The sequence below is a fragment of the Sorangiineae bacterium MSr11367 genome (assembly GCA_037157805.1).
GTDB lineage: Bacteria > Myxococcota_A > Polyangia > Polyangiales > Polyangiaceae > Pendulispora > Pendulispora rubella.
Genome location: CP089983.1, coordinates 6,803,139 through 6,820,165, shown reverse-complemented (window position 1 = coordinate 6,820,165; position 17,027 = coordinate 6,803,139). Strand labels below are relative to the sequence as shown.

The 17,027-nt window shown below is 63.3% G+C and carries 11 protein-coding genes; 7 read left to right on the top strand and 4 right to left on the bottom strand.

Annotation, left to right across the window (positions count from 1 at the left end; genetic code table 11):
- Positions 1-4 precede the first annotated feature (4 nt).
- A complete protein-coding gene (locus tag LVJ94_26130) occupies positions 5-1,036 on the top strand; it encodes a hypothetical protein (protein ID WXB00388.1) in 1,032 nt (343 codons plus the stop codon).
- Between the two features lies 1 nt (position 1,037).
- Here the strand turns inward: LVJ94_26130 and LVJ94_26125 are convergent, their stop codons facing one another.
- A complete protein-coding gene (locus tag LVJ94_26125) occupies positions 1,038-1,643 on the bottom strand; it encodes a TetR/AcrR family transcriptional regulator (GenBank protein ID WXB00387.1) in 606 nt (201 codons plus the stop codon).
- Between the two features lie 189 nt (positions 1,644-1,832).
- Between LVJ94_26125 and LVJ94_26120 the strand changes: the two genes are divergently transcribed.
- A complete protein-coding gene (locus LVJ94_26120; GenBank protein ID WXB00386.1) occupies positions 1,833-3,524 on the top strand; it encodes a GMC family oxidoreductase in 1,692 nt (563 codons plus the stop codon).
- Between the two features lie 103 nt (positions 3,525-3,627).
- Positions 3,628-4,734, top strand: coding sequence for a beta-lactamase family protein (locus LVJ94_26115; GenBank protein ID WXB00385.1), 1,107 nt, complete (start codon positions 3,628-3,630; stop codon positions 4,732-4,734).
- Positions 4,735-4,747: 13 nt separating this feature from the next.
- Here LVJ94_26115 and LVJ94_26110 read toward each other — a convergent pair whose 3' ends face one another.
- A complete protein-coding gene (locus tag LVJ94_26110) occupies positions 4,748-8,779 on the bottom strand; it encodes a protein kinase (protein WXB00384.1) in 4,032 nt (1,343 codons plus the stop codon).
- Positions 8,780-9,054: 275 nt separating this feature from the next.
- On the opposite strand from LVJ94_26110, the gene thiD reads away from it, so the two are divergent.
- Positions 9,055-9,879: a bifunctional hydroxymethylpyrimidine kinase/phosphomethylpyrimidine kinase gene (gene thiD, locus LVJ94_26105; GenBank protein WXB00383.1), complete on the top strand. Its 825-nt coding sequence runs from the start codon at positions 9,055-9,057 to the stop codon at positions 9,877-9,879.
- A 28-nt stretch (positions 9,880-9,907) separates the two neighbouring features.
- Here the strand turns inward: thiD and LVJ94_26100 are convergent, their stop codons facing one another.
- The gene (locus LVJ94_26100; protein ID WXB00382.1) at positions 9,908-12,403 is read right to left on the bottom strand and encodes an L-histidine N(alpha)-methyltransferase; all 2,496 of its coding nucleotides are present in this window, start codon (positions 12,401-12,403) and stop codon (positions 9,908-9,910) included.
- A gap of 310 nt (positions 12,404-12,713) precedes the next feature.
- On the opposite strand from LVJ94_26100, the gene LVJ94_26095 reads away from it, so the two are divergent.
- From LVJ94_26095 to LVJ94_26085, 3 genes are all read left to right on the top strand, one after another.
- The gene (locus tag LVJ94_26095) at positions 12,714-13,727 is read left to right on the top strand and encodes a hypothetical protein (protein WXB00381.1); all 1,014 of its coding nucleotides are present in this window, start codon (positions 12,714-12,716) and stop codon (positions 13,725-13,727) included.
- 60 nt (positions 13,728-13,787) lie between these two features.
- Positions 13,788-14,549, top strand: coding sequence for a glutathione S-transferase family protein (locus tag LVJ94_26090; protein ID WXB00380.1), 762 nt, complete (start codon positions 13,788-13,790; stop codon positions 14,547-14,549).
- Between the two features lie 80 nt (positions 14,550-14,629).
- Positions 14,630-15,700: an AraC family transcriptional regulator gene (locus tag LVJ94_26085; GenBank protein WXB00379.1), complete on the top strand. Its 1,071-nt coding sequence runs from the start codon at positions 14,630-14,632 to the stop codon at positions 15,698-15,700.
- On the opposite strand, the gene LVJ94_26080 is transcribed toward LVJ94_26085, so the two are convergent.
- A complete protein-coding gene (locus LVJ94_26080) occupies positions 15,693-17,018 on the bottom strand; it encodes a condensation domain-containing protein (protein ID WXB00378.1) in 1,326 nt (441 codons plus the stop codon). The two genes, LVJ94_26085 and LVJ94_26080, sit on opposite strands and share 8 nt — an antisense overlap.
- Positions 17,019-17,027: the final 9 nt, after the last annotated feature.

Here is a 17,027-nt window from a genome sequence, read left to right as displayed (position 1 = left end):
TATCATGACTGCATCGCGATCCGCGCGCTCTCCTCGGTTTGGCGTGCTCCTTGTCGTTCTCGCTGGGATGGCCGGCAGCACCGGGTGCAGCGGCAACACGGAAACGTCGTCCGACGCAACCCCGATCGCGCCAGGCGCGCTCCATTCGGCGTTGGACGCCAATGGCGACGTCGATTGGAACGCCGTCGCTGCCGCCTGCCAGACGCTCTACGACGTTGCCACGGTGAGTGAGACCGAAGCCTACTTCGCTTGCGGCGAGCATGGGCTGCTCCACCTAACGCCCGACGGCATCGACCCTTGGAATCCCGGCGCAGGTATTTATTATGTCAAGGCAGCGTCGGCCAGCGACGTTCGTGCCATCACCTGCCACGACGTGTATCACCGCGGACTGCTCGGAGGATGGTCCAAAGAGGGGACGGTCGGCGACCAGACCTCGGGGTGTGCAACGACCCTCGGAACTGGAGGCGGCGGGTGGTTTTCTGGCGTCTGGCATCCCGTTCCCGGATACGGAGAGCTATGGCGTCTCGAAGGTGGTAAATGGGTCGGTCAGACGTCGAAATACAATTTTGGTCTCGACGGAGCCTTCTTCAAATTGGCCGTGATCGGAAAAAACGAGGCCATCGTCCCGGTCACTTCGCCGAGTGGATTCGTGGTTCACGCCAAGTTCGATCCTTTCGACAAATGGAAAGTCGTGAACCAAACGCGCTTGGGCGGTGAGGCCGTCTGGAGAGCATCCGACACGCGTGCCGTTTACGTGTCATCGGGCTTCGATGGGATTTTCAGCAGCAAGGGGAACGACGTCTACACGCAAGAATGGGATCCGGCCCAAGGCGTCGTGCTCGAGATTTGGGGACGATCCGGGCGAGAAATCTACGCCGTCGGCCGGCAGGGGCTCTTTGCAAGCTCGAAAGGCGACGGTAAATGGACCGAGACGCGCATGGCCAATGGCGCGGAGCTCGAATTCATTTGGCCTTGGAACGGCAAGGTGGTGGTGGCGGATCGATACAACATGTATCCCGCTCCTCCGCAGCCATGAATCATTCGGTGCGAAGCTCGCCTTCGTAGAGCGGGAGCGGCGGAACGCGTTCTCGCGGGGTGGCGAGCGACGCCAGGAGAATGCGTAGAACCACGGCGCGACGGCGCTCGATGTCGGCGCGCGGGCGTCGCTTTGGCCAGAACGCGCCGCTCGCCGCATGCTCCGCCGCACAGATGAGCGCGTCCCAGAATAGCGGGTCGAGCCGCGGCCGCCCACGCTTGGCCGCAATCGCATCGAAAAGCTCGATCATCCGCCCGATCACACGCGTCCGATGGTAGCTCGCTGGAGATTCCGGATCGTGGATCTCGTTGTAGATGGCTCCCACCATCGGGCCCGTGCTGAGGCCCCACTCGAAGTACGCGTCCACCGCAGCAACGACCGCACTTCGTAGGTCGCGTTGGGACTCGGCCGCGGCCAACACTTGGGCGTAAAGCAGATCGTTCGCACGGGCGACGAGGATCTCGATGACGTCGCGCCGATCGCTGAAGAGCCTGTAAAACGTGGGGCGCGAAATGCCGGCCGCCTCGAGGATCCTCTCGACGGTCGTGTGACGGTAGCCATGCTCCGAGTAGACACGAGCGCTCGTTGCGATGACGTGTTCGCGCAAGTCGTCCCCCGTCGGTTCGGACGCTGACGGCCGGCCGCGCCCCCGGCGAAGTGGGCGGGGGGATTTTCCCAGAGGTTTACCCGTACCCGAGCTCATCCCAGCAAAATAGCACATAAAAATAACACGAGTGTTATTTTTAATGGCCGATAAATAACATCCACGTTACATTTTGTCGAGGAAGGGCAGAGCATGAGCTTCGACTATGACGTGGTGGTGATCGGATCGGGGTTCGGAGGCTCGGTTACCGCTCTTCGATTGACCGAGAAGGGCTATCGGGTTGGTGTCCTCGAGGCGGGGCAGAGATTCGAGCCCACCACCTTGCCCAAGACGTCGTGGGACGTCCGGCGATTCTTGTGGGCACCCAAGCTGGGTTGTTACGGTATCCAGCGCATTCATGTCCTGCCGAACGTCGTCGTCCTCGCAGGGGCGGGCGTCGGAGGCGGCTCGCTGGTTTATGCGAACACGCTTTATGAGCCGCTCCCGGCCTTCTACGACGACCCGCAGTGGCGGCATATTACCGATTGGCGCCGTGAGCTCGCACCGTTCTACGACCAGGCCAAGCGCATGTTGGGCGTGGTCGAAAACCCCGTGGTCACGGCGGCGGACGAGATCATGCGAGAGATCGCCGAAGAGATGGGGGCAGGGGAGTCGTTTCATCCCACGCGCGTCGGTGTGTTTTTCGGCGAGCGCGGTGTGGCTCCGGGCACCGAGGTCGAAGACCCCTTTTTCGGAGGTGCCGGCCCCCGCCGTCGCACGTGCACGACGTGTGGCGCCTGCATGATCGGGTGCAAGGAGAATGCGAAGAACTCGCTGGATCGCAATTACCTTTACCTGGCCGAGCGCGCCGGTGCCCAGATCCATCCCATGACGACGGTCACCGCGGTGCGTCCTCTCGCCGGAGGAGGCTATCTCGTGGAGGCCGTGCGCACGGGCCGGTCCGCGTGGTGGAAGAAGAACCGCTTGACGTTCCGCGCCGAGCACGTGGTTTTTGCCGCAGGTACGTACAACACGCAATTGCTGCTGCATCGCATGCGGGATACACGTATGCTGCCGCACCTATCTTCACGCCTTGGGGTGCTCACGCGCACCAACTCGGAGGCTATCTTGGGTGCCACGGCAAAGAGCGCGGACGTCGACCATAGCCGGGGCATTGCCATTACGTCCTCGTTTCACCCCGACGGACACACTCATATCGAGCCCAATCACTTCGGCAAAGGGAACGATGCCATGGGTCTGCTGGCAACGGCGCTGGCCGACGGCGGCAAACCCTACCCACGGTTTTTCACCTGGCTGAAGGAGGTGGCCAAGCGTCCATTGTACTTTTTGGGCTTTGGGCACGTCCGGCGTTGGGCAGAAAGAACGATTGTCCTACTGGTGATGCAGACCCTCGACAATTCCATCACGGTATCGGGCAAAAGGACCTTGGGCGGGCGCTTCAAACTCACGTCCACGCAAGGTCATGGGCAGCCCAATCCCACGTGGATCCCGGTTGCCCACGATACGGTGCGGCGTTTTGCAGGGAAGATCGATGGTATTGCCGGCGGCTCCTGGGGCGATATCTTCAATACGCCGATGACCGCGCATTTTCTGGGTGGCTGCGCGATTGGCGACTCTGCGCAAACGGGTGTGGTCGATCCCTATCATCGCATTTATGGTCATCCTGGTCTGCACGTCGTCGACGGTGCCGCGATTTCGGCAAATCTCGGGGTCAATCCATCGCTGACCATCACGGCCCAAGCCGAGCGGGCCATGTCGATGTGGCCAAACCGCGGCGACGCCGACCCACGGCCTGCACTCGGCACGACGTACCAGCCGATCGCGCCCATCGCGCCGACCCACCCCACCGTTCCCGCACATGCCCCAGGTGCGCTCCGGCTATGAAGACGCCGGCGTCCGTAACTGGTATCTCCCTGTTCATGCCTCTGCGTTTGCGACAAGGAACCTTGCCAAATTGGGGGACTCCGAGGCCACCCGGCTCGTCCAGATGAAGCATCTGGTCTGCGCCTGCACCGGCATGCCCGAGCAAAACCAGGAGTGGCTCATGGAGTTCGCCCACGCCACCGCCGAGACGGAGATGCAGGTCCTCTCCGCCATGCGCCCCACCACCAAGATCGGCGAGGCCTACCAGTACAGCAACATGCTGGCGGCCGCCGCCGGGTTCGTGGGCGGATATGCCGCTTACCCGAAGCGCGAACTCGGCGCTGCCTACGACGAGGCGATGCGTACCCGCGTGTTCGAGCCGCTCGGCATGAAGTCGACGACGTTCGACTACGACCGGGCCTTGCGCAGCAATCACGCTACACCGCATTCGGAAGACGTCGACGGCAAGGTGCAGGTGGGCACGACGGCGGGCAATCGCGCGGTCGTACCGATACGGCCGGCGGCCGGCGCGTGGTCGAACGCGCACGATGTCGCGCTCTACGTGCAGATGGAGCTCGCCAACGGCAAGCTCCCGAACGGGCAGCGCTACGTGTCGGAGAAGAATCTGCTCGCGCGTCGGGAGCGGCAGTCGACGCCGGAGCCGGATCTCGCCTACGGCATGGGGCTGGAGACCAACACCCGATACGGCACCCCGCTGATTCACCATGGCGGCAGCATGTTTGGCCTCAGGAGCGACATGTTTTGGCTGCCCGAGCACGACATCGGTGGGGTGATCCTGACCAACGCTGACAGCGGACGCGGGGTGCGCGACATCTACCAGCGCAAGGTCCTCGAGGTACTTTTCGACGGCAAGCCGGAGGCCGACGAAGATCTCGCGACCTATGCCAAGAACCGCAAGGACCACATTGCGAAGGAGCGAATGCGCCTGGTGGTGCCGGCGGCCGAGGATGCCGTGACCGCGCTCGCGAAGCGCTACGTGAGCCCGGTGCTGGGCGAGATCTCGGTGGAGCGAAAGGGCCGCACCACGATCTTCGATTTCGGCGAATGGAAGAGCACCGTAGCCTCCCGCAAGAATGACGATGGGAGCATCTCGTTCTTCACCATCGACGCGGGCGTCGACAACGACGAGTTGGTCGTCGCCCAGCGAGACGGCAAGCGTGCCCTGCTCATCAACGATCGGCAGATGGAATACGTATTCCTCGAGAAATGATGGCGCCGCACAATTAAATCTCGCAGAGGAGCGCGCGGGCGCGGTGCAGGTCGAGGGTGTCCGGCCCCTCGGTGAACTGTGCGACGACGGGCGCAAGGGCCGCTCGCGCATCGTCGGGGCGACCCAGCTTTGCCAAGAGGCGCGCGTAGCTGCATGCGAGGCGCAGCTCCCAAGCCTTTGCCTGTTGCCGCCGCGCGACCTCGAGGCCGCGGTCGAAATAGGCGAGTGCACGCTCGGGATCCCCGCCCGAGCCGAGCAGGATTTCGCCGCGGATTCGCAGGAGCTCCGCCTCGAAAAGCAATTCGCTTCGCGTCTCGACGAGGACCATGGCATGATCAATCGTCTTCGAGGCGTCGTCGTACTCGGCATCCTCCAATTGAATGCACGCGAGCACGGCAAACAAAATCGCGAGCCTCGAGCTTACCTTGAATCGGTCGGCGACGCCCTCGGCGACCTCGCGAGAGCCGGCGAGGTCGCCCGTGCTCCGCCGAGACCAACCGCGCACCACTTTGGCCATCGCCAGCGGGAGTGCGAACCCGTCCTCTTTGGAAATTAGCGCCGTTTCATCGGCCAGGCGCCGGCCCTCGTCGAATTCGCCGCGATAGTTGTGCCAGCAGGCCAGATGGACCATGGCAACTGCTTCGCTGTACGGATGGCGATTGCGCCGTGCACACTGAACGGCATTGCGTCCATATTCCACGGCGCGGTCGCCATCGGCAAGGACCCCGCACGCCCAAACGAGCTGGATCCCGCTGAAGACGCTGGGAACCATGCCGCTATGGCGCTGCTCGAGCATCTCATGCTCCCGCGCATCGTAGAGGGTGAGCGCCGCCGTCGCGTGCTTGCGGCCCAAGATGAGATCACCCGCCATCAGCGCGGCAAATCCAATCGCGTTGTGCGCGTGCACCATGAGGATCGGATCGTCGGATCGCTCGGCGCGCGCCACCAGCTCGGGGTCGAACGCACCCAGCGCAATGGCTCCGCGGGCCATGAGCCCGGTGGCGCGTGCGAGCTGCATGGCGATCTCGCGCCGCTCGCGCGCTGGGCTTTCCGGAAGCATCCGCAGCTCGGCGTTCGCGCGCTCGAAGTGTGCCGCGGCATCCTCGATGGCCGCACGCTGGTCCGCGCGTTGCGCAGCCTTTTCGAAATAGGTCACCGCCTCCTCGTGAAGCCCCGCCTCCTTGCAATGCTCGGCAACGAGCTCCGGCTGTTGCCGGGCCACACCTGGAAAGTGCTCGATCATTGCGTTGGCCGCGCGCCGGTGGAGGTGCGCACGCTTGTTCTTCAAAAGGGATTGGTAGACCGCATCCTTCACCAAGGCATGCTTGAACGCATACCGCACTTCCGAACCACGGCCTTGCTGGTGCAGTAGGCCAGCCTCCACCAGCTGCATCAGCCCAGCGCGCAGCGCCACCTCGCCGAGCTCCGACGTCTTGGCGATGAGATCGTACGTCGCATCGCGGCCGAGAACCGCGATGAGATGCGCGACGTCCTGGCCCTCTTGCGGGAGGGCGTCGAGGCGCGCACTCAAGAGCGCGTCGAGGGTCGCCGGAATTCGATTGGAAGCAAATGAATCGACCTCGAACACACGTCCGTGCCGTTCGGCGTCCTGCATCGTGTCGGCGACCTTGTGGGTGAGCTCCTCGATGAAGAGCGGCACCCCGTCCGTCCGGTGCACGAGCTGCTCCACGATGGGCGCGGGGAAATGGCGCCCCTGGCTCGCGAACGAAATCATCGCGGCGCACTGGTTGGGCGAGAGCCTCTGCAGCGTGAGTCGCTTCATGTGCGAACGTTGTGACCAGGGCGAGCGGAACTCCGGGCGCGCCGACACGAGCACCAAGAGCCGCGTCGCGACCATGTCGGCCAGCAATCGATCGAGCAACTCGAGCGTCGAACCATCGCTCCAGTGCGCGTCTTCCACCACGAGGATCAGCGCCTGGCGTTTCGCCAGATGTCCAAGTAGCGCCACGACCGCATCGAGGATTTGCTGCTTGAGCAACACGGGACTCGACGCAGGCGGTGCGTAGTAGTCGCCCGTAGGGATCCCGAGCAGCGCCGCGAGGGGCGGTAGATGGTCGGTCAACGAAAGATCGACCGCTGCAAACGGCGTCTCGAGGAGCCCGAGTTTCTCCGATGCCGGAGCCTCGTCGCGCACACCGAGCCAACGTACGAGGCATTCGACGATCGGCTGGAATGCGCTATTTTGAAAATACGGCCAGCACTGGCAACGCAGAATCATGCGCACGTCGCCCGCCATTCCGGCGAGGTACTCCTCGATCAATCTCGACTTGCCAATACCGGCTTCACCGACGAGCAATGCGAATTGACTCTTGCCTGCCTTGGTCGATTCCCAGAGCCCGCGCAGCTCCTCGAGCTCACGTTCGCGGCCGACGAGCGTGGTCGGCGTACCACCGGCGGCAGGATCGAACCGCGACGACGTGTCCTTGGGCCCGAGCACCCGGTACGTATGCACGGCCCGTGTTGCCCCGTCGGGCACGGATTCCCCCAGCGGCTCGAGGTGGAATGTACCTCGCACCAAAAGGTGCGTGACGTGCTCGATGAGGATCTCGTTCTGCCCGGCGCGCTGTTCGAGCCATTGGGCGACGAGCGGCGCATCACCATGGAGGATGGGCGACGCGGAGCGCCCCTCCGTGCGACGCGTCCTCGAGAAGCTCGTGCTGATTCCGATGCGCGCGGCAGGAGCCGAGCCACCTTCCTGTGTTCGGTGCCGGATCGCGTCGACGATCAAGGAAGCCGCACGCAGCGCGCGCTGGGCGTTGTCCTCGTGGGCGATCGGATAGCCGAAGCACGCCACGACACGCGGGCTGAAGGCCGACAGGACGGTACCTTCGAGTTCCGTCACCACGGTGGCGCAAATTTCGGCGAAGTCGTCGAACAATTCGCCGATGTCCTCGAATCGCACTTCCTCCGAGAGCAGCGGTACATCGTGGAGAGAGCAGGACAAGACCGTCGTCTGGCGTCGTTCGGGCTTGGACTGCGGGGAGCGCTCGTTGGCTGCACCGCGCGTACGGATGGAGTGCGTGAGCGCAACCTCGAGGGCAACGAGTGCGTCGAGCAACTCCTCCGCGGTCCCGTACCGTTCGGCGAGGTTCTTCTTCAGTGCGCGTTGCGCGATCTCTTCCGCCTCTTCGGGCAGATCGGGCCGTGCATGACGCAACGAAGGCGCGGGATCGGGCGAGATGACGGCATCGCGCAGCGAGCCGGCGCTCCCCCCGGGGAAAGGGAAAACACCGCTGAGGAGATGATACAGCATGACCCCCGCGGCCCAGATGTCGGCGCGAGCGTCTTGGACCTCTCCCTTCCATTGCTCCGGCGACATGTACAGCGGCGTCCCCGACGAGCCTTGGATGGCCTGGGTCCGCGCGAGGATCGTCGCCACACCGAAGTCGAGAATCTTCACCGTTCCGGTCTTGGTGACGAACACGTTGCTGGGCTTGAGATCGCGGTGCACGATGCCCGCGCGCTGGGCTTGCGAAAGCCCTTTCGCCACGTCGATCATGATGCGGACGGCGCGCTGTGCGTCCACCCCCTCGTCCTGCACGACAGCGTCGAGCGACCGGCCCTCCAAGTGCTCCATGACCAGAAATGGCATTCCGTCGTTGTCGACGCCGATATCGAACAACCGGACGATATTCTCGTGATTGAGTCGCGCGCAGGCTTGCGCCTCCAGCAGAACGCGATCGCGCGCCTCGCTCATGCCAAGTGTCGCGCTCGTAAGAAATTTGATGGCCACCGTCCGGTCGAGAACCGTATCGCGCGCAAGAAAGACGACCGACATTCCGCCGCCGCCCAATTGCTCCATCAGCTCGAACCGCCGGCCATCGGCGCCGCCGAGTCTCCACCCCGGCGCCCATTCCACCCGAGGTGCTCCCCCCGCCGACGGGAGGGTACTCTCGCGCTCGTTCACGACGACGCGCCAGCTGTTCGTCGCGGTGCGCGTCGCGGCCAGAGCCCCGGGAACGTGGCTTCGTTGCTCCCCGCTCCGGGTCTCCTCAGGGTCCTCGATGTTCTTCTTGGCTGCCATTGGTGAGCTCGCTCGAGCGCCGAGGGCTCGATGAGCCTCCGTCGAGCACAGTATATTCCTCCATGCGATGCATCTCGCACACGCCTGGAAGGCCCCGACGAGATGGTCCAGCGGCGCCCCGATGCGCGGCGGGTGGTACCCGCCAAGTGTCGAGCCTGCCGAAGGGGGCGAAACGTGGGATCCGTAGGGCCGATCCCTACTTCGTTATGGTCGGTTGCGCGCTGGGAGCAGTGTGGTTACGTGCCGGCCGTTCGAGGTATACAGACGCTGAGAAGATGACCACGATTCCTCGTAGTGCGCTCACCATTGCCGGCTCCGACTCGGGCGGTGCTGCAGGTTTGCAGGCCGATCTGCGGACGTTCCTGACCTGTGGCGTGCATGGCCTGGTCGCGGTCACGGCCGTCACCGTCCAGAACACGTTGGGCGTGCACGATCGCACCGACATCCCGCCACACATCGTCGCCGGACAGATCGCGGCCGTGGCGGCGGACATGGGGGTCGATGCCGCCAAGACGGGAATGCTCGCATCGGCCCCGATCATCCGCGCGGTGGCCGACGCCTGCGACAAGGCAGACATCGGGCGCGATCTTCGTGTGCCGTTCGTGGTCGACCCGGTGGCTGCGTCGATGCATGGTCATCCGCTCTTCGACGACCTTGGGCTAACGGCGCTGCGCGAGCTGCTGCCGCGTGCGACCGTGCTCACTCCGAACCTCGACGAGGTGCGCCTGCTCACCGGCCTGACGGTCACGTCGCGCGAGCAGATGCGCGAGGCAGCGAGCCTGCTGCAGCAGCTCGGCCCGAAGTATGTCTTGGTCAAGGGCGGGCACCTGAGATCCGATCCGGAGTGCATGGACTTGCTGTTCGACGGCACGACGTTCGTCGAGCTCCCCGGGCCGCGGTTCGAAACGCCGCACACGCACGGCGCCGGCGACACCTTGGCGTCGGCAATGACCGCGGGCCTCGCGCGCGGCATGTCCGTGGTCGAAGCGACCCGGTTTGCCAAGGCGTTCGTCACGAAGGCGGTGGAAAACGCCTACGCGATGGGCGCAAAGGTGGGCCCCGTTTCGGCGTTCTGGCGCCTTGCGCCCGAGCCGGGGTAATCCAAGCTCTATCAGGTGGCGATACGTATCATTTTCTATACAATCCCAAGTAGAGTCCGAACGGAGAACTTCGTTCGTTCAATTGCAAGTTGCTCGTGACCTCGCTCAGCCCTGCTTCTTGCACGAGCCCTCGGATGGCCGTGAGCGAATATTTTCGACTGCGATACAGACGGATCCTCTCGTTGGGTTCCACCTGAATCACGGAATCATTGATGAAGCGCCCCCTGCGTTTGCTGTCGCTCACGGAGTTGATATCGATCTGCAGCACCTCCCCATTGCCGCAGACCTCCCCCGTGTATTCAATGGTGCCCACCGGCAAATTCGCATGCAGCGTGAGGGCGCTCGAGACGAACAGCTCGAACGGGTGAATGCTCCGATACTCGGCCGACGCCATGGCCGCCGTCGTGTCGTCGACTCGATTCGTCGCGGCCACCTCGAGCAGCATCAAGTCTCCTTTCACCATGACCTCCGCCAGGGTCTTCAGCAGGCTGATATCGTCTGCAAAGTTGGCCAGGGTATTTCCGAGCAACGAGAACAAGATCGGCCCGTCCCCAAGTGACTTTCTTCGAATTTCTTTCACGGTCTCGAGCTCGAGAGGTGCGGAGAAGTCCATCAGCACCGGAATGATTCGGTTCGTCCGGCTCGGGCCCTTCGATGCGATCTTCGCGCCCTCCACGAGCATGTCCAAGCTCATGTCGATGGGAACGTAGAACGGCTGACCCCCGGCGGCTTTCAGCGTGGCAAGGACAACGGCATCTTTCTCTCCCGTTCCCACGCCGTAACTCACGTAAATGCCAGGTAAGCTCTCCTCGAATGTATCGAGGAGCTCCTCCCATCGGTCCTCGAACGTGGCGATCCCCTTCTTCATCACCAAATAGTACGGACTCCGGCAGGCCTCCCACCATCGATTGGTCGGTGCGGTTCCCCAGTACGCAAATCCAGAATCGATGTAGCGGGGCCTGGAGTCGCCTTTGCCGCGTTGGAGTGTCGCCATGAGGTCGCCGTGCCGCGACGCCTCGCTTCGGAGCAGAGCGACCCAGTGCCAAGGATCCTTGGGCGGCATTTTCATGCCGCCACCGAGATCGAGATCCCGGCGCGAGTCCAGAGGCGGAACGATGGGCGCCGAAGGCGCTGCCTTGGGAATGGCGGCGGTATCGGGCGTCCACGCGAGGAGGGAGTCGACGTCGCCTTCGTCGAGAAACTCCTTCAAGCAGCGCACGACGCGAGAGTACCGCGCATGCTTCGACTTGGGTGGGGCGCTGAACTCTTCGGCGTCCTTTTTGACGTATACCAGGACCTTACCGGCGGCCTTGTCCGGACTCACCGAGATGTCGTGCGAGTGAAGGGCTCCCTCGTTGGGCGTCTCCGAGAACGTCGGACGGTCCCAGTCCTGCAACGTATCGACGAATGCAAGCATGAATGCCAATGGATTGCCCGTGTTCGAGCCGTCCTTGCCGATACGGATCCGATAAATATCGAATGTCAGACCTTGGTTCGAGGAGTCTTCACGGTTCCACTGCGCTGGAGTAATATTGTGCAGCGACATGGCTCCGGCTGCGCGCATGATATGCGTCTCGAGTTGGCGCCGCTTTGCCAGCACGTTCTCGACCGAAGGGCGGATCCGACTGAGGGCCGCGGCAACCTTCGGGGCGTTTTGTTGCGACTGGGACAGCGATCGCGGCATGACGAGCTGCTCGAGGTACTCGTCGAAATCGCGCCACGTCTTGGTTAGAAGCAGCGCACTGGCGACCCCATGGTCTTTGAACGGGGGCCGCTTGCTCGCGGTCTTTTGCGCATATGCAAAGTATTTTTGGACGGGTGTCCTATCGCCAGCTATGAATTGTCCCAGGTTGGCTTTCACCCCTTCCTCTTTGAAAGCCTGGAACAGCGCGTCCTGTTCCAAGTCTCCCATTCCGTCCAGCGTCGGGGTTCGAATCGAATACGCCTTCTGAATCTGCTGTTCCGTCGCGTCGGAGAGGTCGTGTTCCTGGAGGAGTGCCGTGAGCGGATTGCGCATCGCGCGCTCGTATTCCTCTCGAACCAGCTTCCAACTTCGAGAATCCGGCTGGGAATGCTCACTCTCGACCACGTACCCGACGTCATGGAACACGGCGGTCACCAGCCAGACGAGTCCGAGGTTGTGATCCCCGACCAACTTCCCCGTTTCGCCGCGCAAGCGGTGCGAACACGACAAGATTCCCAGTCCCAGCAAATAGACCTTGAGCTGGTGGCAAACGTGATCGCGATAATTGCTGTGAAACTGACGATTGAATTCGAATTTGCTCAGGCAATCCAAGAATGGATATGGCCCCAGTTCCGGGTGGGCCTTCCACAGCTTGGTGATGAGCAGCTTGGAGGCATCTACGCGCTCGTTGTCGTCCGACGAGCCAAAAGCTTGGGCAAGTGTATCGAAGTCCCTTTCGGCGAAAATGGCGCTGTGCTCCGTGGCAATCTGCCAAAGGTCCGCATTCGCGCCGGTGAAGTAATACGTGCGGCCGTGCGAGCTATGTGAAATCGTCTTCATGGTCCATCTTCAGGTTGAACTCACAGAAACTCATTGATTCCCACGTGCGGATGGCAACGCCCAATGAGTCGCCCGATAGCGACGTCTCGATGATACGCCGGTTTGGGAACAAAGCTCTCCCGTGTCGTCGATTGGGGATATGTGGGGTTCGCACATCGGCATGATTTTGCCAAACGCGCTGAATGGCACGGTTTTCACGCGAGGATGACGCATTGACACGGGGCGCGATGCGAATCGTGCCTAGCGGACGCCGTGAAATGGGTGCAGCATGGCGCCCATGCCGAAGGCGCGTCGTTCCATCGTAGTGGGCGTGAGCAGTCTGGCTTTGGTTCTGGCGTGCGGCCCCGGCGAGGTTCGCAGCGAGTCGCTCACGGACGCGCGTCCGTTGGACATCGCAGGGGGCGCCAAGCCCGTCGACCCACGTCCGAGCACGGCGCGACTCGCGTCGGAGTTGCGCTCGATCGAGGAGCGGAGCGATGGCGCGGTCGAATTGTCGCGCATTGGTGATTCCAACGAGAAACGCCCCATCTGGAGCGCACGCGTGGGGCACGGGCCGATCCGAATTTTGTACGTAACGCAGCAGCACGGCAACGAGCCGCTCGGCACGCCCGCCGCGTTGGAGTTCTTACGCAAAGTTGGAATCGGCGCCGATCCTTGGCAGACCTGGCTGCGCAAGCGTGTCACCGTGGATATCGTCGTTCGCGCCAACGCCGACGGCTTCGAGCGCAATTGGCGATACAATTACGCTCCCGATGCCAATCCGGAATACGGGGAGCGCGGCAAGGGATACGATATCAACCGCTATCACAATCCCGGAATCTCACCGGAGGAGAACCCGGCCACCGAAGCGGCTCATATCCAACGTCATTATGCCGCATTCGATCCCGTCATTGTCGTGGATTATCACATGCAAGGTCGCTACTTCGATCCGAGCGGTCGCGAGATCACCGCCTCCGTGATGTGGCCGACCCATCCCGATACGAAGCCGGACGATGTGGCGTTCGCCAAGCAGATCGCCGTCATCGTGCAACAATCGATGGCTGCAGCGGGCGGCAACGTCTCGCAATATCCCGGTGGCGATTACGAGGGCATCGCCCGCAACGCCTATGGCCTTCGCGGTGCCGGCTCCGTGCTCGTCGAGCTAAGCGCGATGGACTCCGCCCGCGAGCAGGATCAGATCCGGTCGGCCCTGGCGTCCATGATGGCCATCGCCCACACCGCCGCAAAGGGCCAAATCGACGAAATCGATCCGGCCCGCGCCGATCAAATCCCGCCACGCGGAAGTGTTCTCCTCCGCGTCTACGATGCCGATTCCGACGATTGAACGCCGCGTTCTCGACGAGCCGGTTGGAATCCGTGCGTCGATGCCCCAGAGTAACGGGCGGTGAACCATCCGGAGCTCTGGCAAATCCGCTTCTCCATGTATCCTGAAAAGGCGCGCTGGGCACTGGACTACAAGCAGGTGCCGCATGTCCGGCATTCGTTGTTGCCCGGGCCGCACGTGCTGACGCTGATGCCACGCTTCGGCCAGAAGTCGATGCCCATCCTGCGGCACGACGGTCGCGTGCTGAAAAACTCGGCGACGGTTCTGGACTACGTCGAGCGAACCTGGCCCGATCCACCGCTGTACCCTGCAGACGCGCAGCAGCGTGCGCGGGCGCTGGAAATTCAGAAATGGTTCGACGACGAGATCGGCCCGGCGCTGCGCCGTGCGGCCTTTTTCGAGTGGCTGCCGCATACCGAGTACGCCGCACGCGTCTTGGCTGGCGGCCTGCCGGCGTGGCAGCAGAAGGTGTACGTGAGTGCTTTTCCGTGCATCCGTGCCGTGATGCGCATGGATATGCAAATCGGCGCCGCCGGTGCCGAGACCGGCCGCGAGCGGACCAAGGAAGCGCTCGACTTCGTCGTGCGCCACGCCGCGGAAACCGGCTACCTGATCGGCGACCGCTTCAGCATCGCCGACCTGACCGCCGCGACGGTGCTTCAGGCGACTTGCCTGCCGCTCGAGTACCCGGCGTCGGCACCGGAGCCGCGGCCCGCCGGTTGGCAGCGCTGGTTGGAACGCTGGCGGGATCATCCCGGCCTCGATTACGTGCGGCGCATCTATCGCGATCACCGCGGCCAGAGCTGCGCGGTTTCGGAGTGAATCGGGTTCTTGTGGCGCCGAGTGCGAGGTGGTGTAAACACTCACCTTTGGAAGAGCAGCTAGGCGGATGTGCCGTATCGATGAGGAAGGAAAATTCTAGTCCGCAGCAGGAGATGCAGTCGCTCTTCATTCCCATGCTGCTCGCCTATGTGCGGGCGGTCGGAGGGGACGCGGACGCGATCGAACGAAAACTGGGGATCCCGCGCGAGCCTCCCCCGGGCGAGCTCTTCCCCGCGTCCATCTCCTTGATGCGCGACGTGTGCGACGCCGTCGAGCAGGTGCTCGACGAGCCGTATTTGGGCATTCGCATGGCGCGCAGCTACAAGCGTGGTTCGTACGGCGTGCTGGAATTTGCGGCACGCAGCGCGCCGACCCTCGGTGCGGCCGTGCAGAGGCTGGCCAGGTATCAATCCTTGGTCAACAACATCATGCCTTTTCGCATCGAGTCGGGCCCCGACGAGTTCGTCATCGGCCACTACATTCCGGGAGGCCGGCCTGGTTTGGGACGCCACCCCCAAGAGTTCACCCTCGGTCTCCTGTTGACGCTCATGCGTGAGCTGGCGTGCCGCCCGGTCTCTCCGACGCGGGTGCTCTTCATGCACGAGCCGCGCTCCGATGCCTCGCAGTTGGTGCACTTCTTCGGCACCCGCGACATCGAGTTCGATCGGGACTTCAACGCGCTCATTTTTCCTGCGGACGTGCCGAATTTCACCATTCCCAGTGCGGATGGCGACCTTCTCGCGCTGCTCGACCGATTCGCGCAGCGCGAGCTGCCACCGACGAACGTGGCGGACGATTTCGTATCGGAGGTCCGGCGATACCTGCGGGAGGTGATCCGAGATGGCTCGCCGGTGCTCGAATCCGTCGCCACTCATTTCCACATGAGCCCTCGGACGTTCCAGCGACGATTGGACGAATTGGGGACGAAGTTCCAATTGGAGGTCGACGACGTGCGGCGCAAGCTTGCGCTGCAATATCTGCGAGATCCGCGTGTGACCATCAACGAAGCGGCATTCTTGGTTGGATATTCGGACGTGCGCCCGTTCCTGCGCGCATTTCGGCGCTGGACGGGCGTCGCCCCAGGAAAATACCGCGAATCGAACGCCGCTCATCCCGAGGAAGAGCGGAGGCGGAATACGCAAATCACATGATCGCCTGCTCCAAGTGCGCGTGCACGGAATCTCCGAGCTGAATGGCGCGTTGCCGCCGGATGACGGGCTCCGCCCAGAGAAAGGTGATGACCAGTCGATCGCGGAACGTCATGGCCGACGTCACGAAGTCGGTAAAGGCCGATAGCGCCGCCGAGAGATAGAGGCCATCCAGCGAGAACGGGGAAAAGTCCGTGGTGAAATCCTGCCGCCCCATGTTGCTGACCCCGAGCCCCGTGAGCAGCTTGTTCCATTTGTGCGCAAGTTCCAGGGGTGTGGCTCCGTCGCCTCCCATGAGACGGTACATGCCGGAGCCGAAATCGAGCATCATGATGGCATCGCCGCGGGAGCGGCCGCGGATCATCTGTCCGCGAACGGAGCGCGCCAGGTCCCAGAACGAGGCATCGGGATCGACGGGGGCCCGATAGGGCTGCGACGACGCGTAGTAGCCCACGTCGTCGCCCACGGCGGGGACGAGGTCGTTGCGCACGCTCACCGCACTGCCGAGGAACACCTGTACGGGGCGGGACACCCCCGCGTCGCGGAGGATGGCCAGGATGGTGGCCGCGCAGAGTGCGCCATGGATCGTGGTGCCTTCGGCACGCGCGCGCGCCAAAAGCTTCGCCGTGCGCTCCTCGTCGAGGACGGTGGGCCGGCACTTGAAATGGCGCGCATCGAGCGGAACCTCCTCGTCCCGCGGCATCCGGAACGGTGCGCCGTACTTCATCCGAAGACGGATCTCGTCCGAGACGAAGTCGTACAGAAAGCCAGCGCCCTTGCGGCTAAATAGCTTGGCCGGCAAGCGATCTTCGACCGCGCGAACATCCTCGAGCACGGAGAGCTCCGGCGCTTCGCCGCGCGCAGCTCGCGCCGTGCTCTCCAGCAGATCGCGCATGGCGAAGAGGATGCTCTGACCGTCGCAAATCGCATGGTGCATGGTCAGAAAGATGGTGGCGTCTTCGGGCCCGTGGCGCAGGAGCACGCATCGTGCGAGGGGGCCGTCGCTCCATCGGAATTTGTCATTGGCCTCGCGTTCGAGCTCCGCGACCCATTCCGGCTCGGCGATGGTGACGACGCGCAGAGGCAGCGGTCCGGCCTTGTCGAAACGGAACCAAGGCGCGCCTCGCTCGTCCACGTCGATGTGCGTTCGAAGGTACGGGTGGCGAGCTTGGAGCGCCACCAGGCCCGTCCGAAGGGCAGCATCCGTCAGGTGGCCTTTGATTTTGGCGGTGACGGTGCCGTTGATGGAGGCGGCCTGGTCGAACTTCCAGAGCATCGCCTCGCTGCGACAAAGTTTGCGCGAGGAAACGGATTCGTTCATCGGTAACGT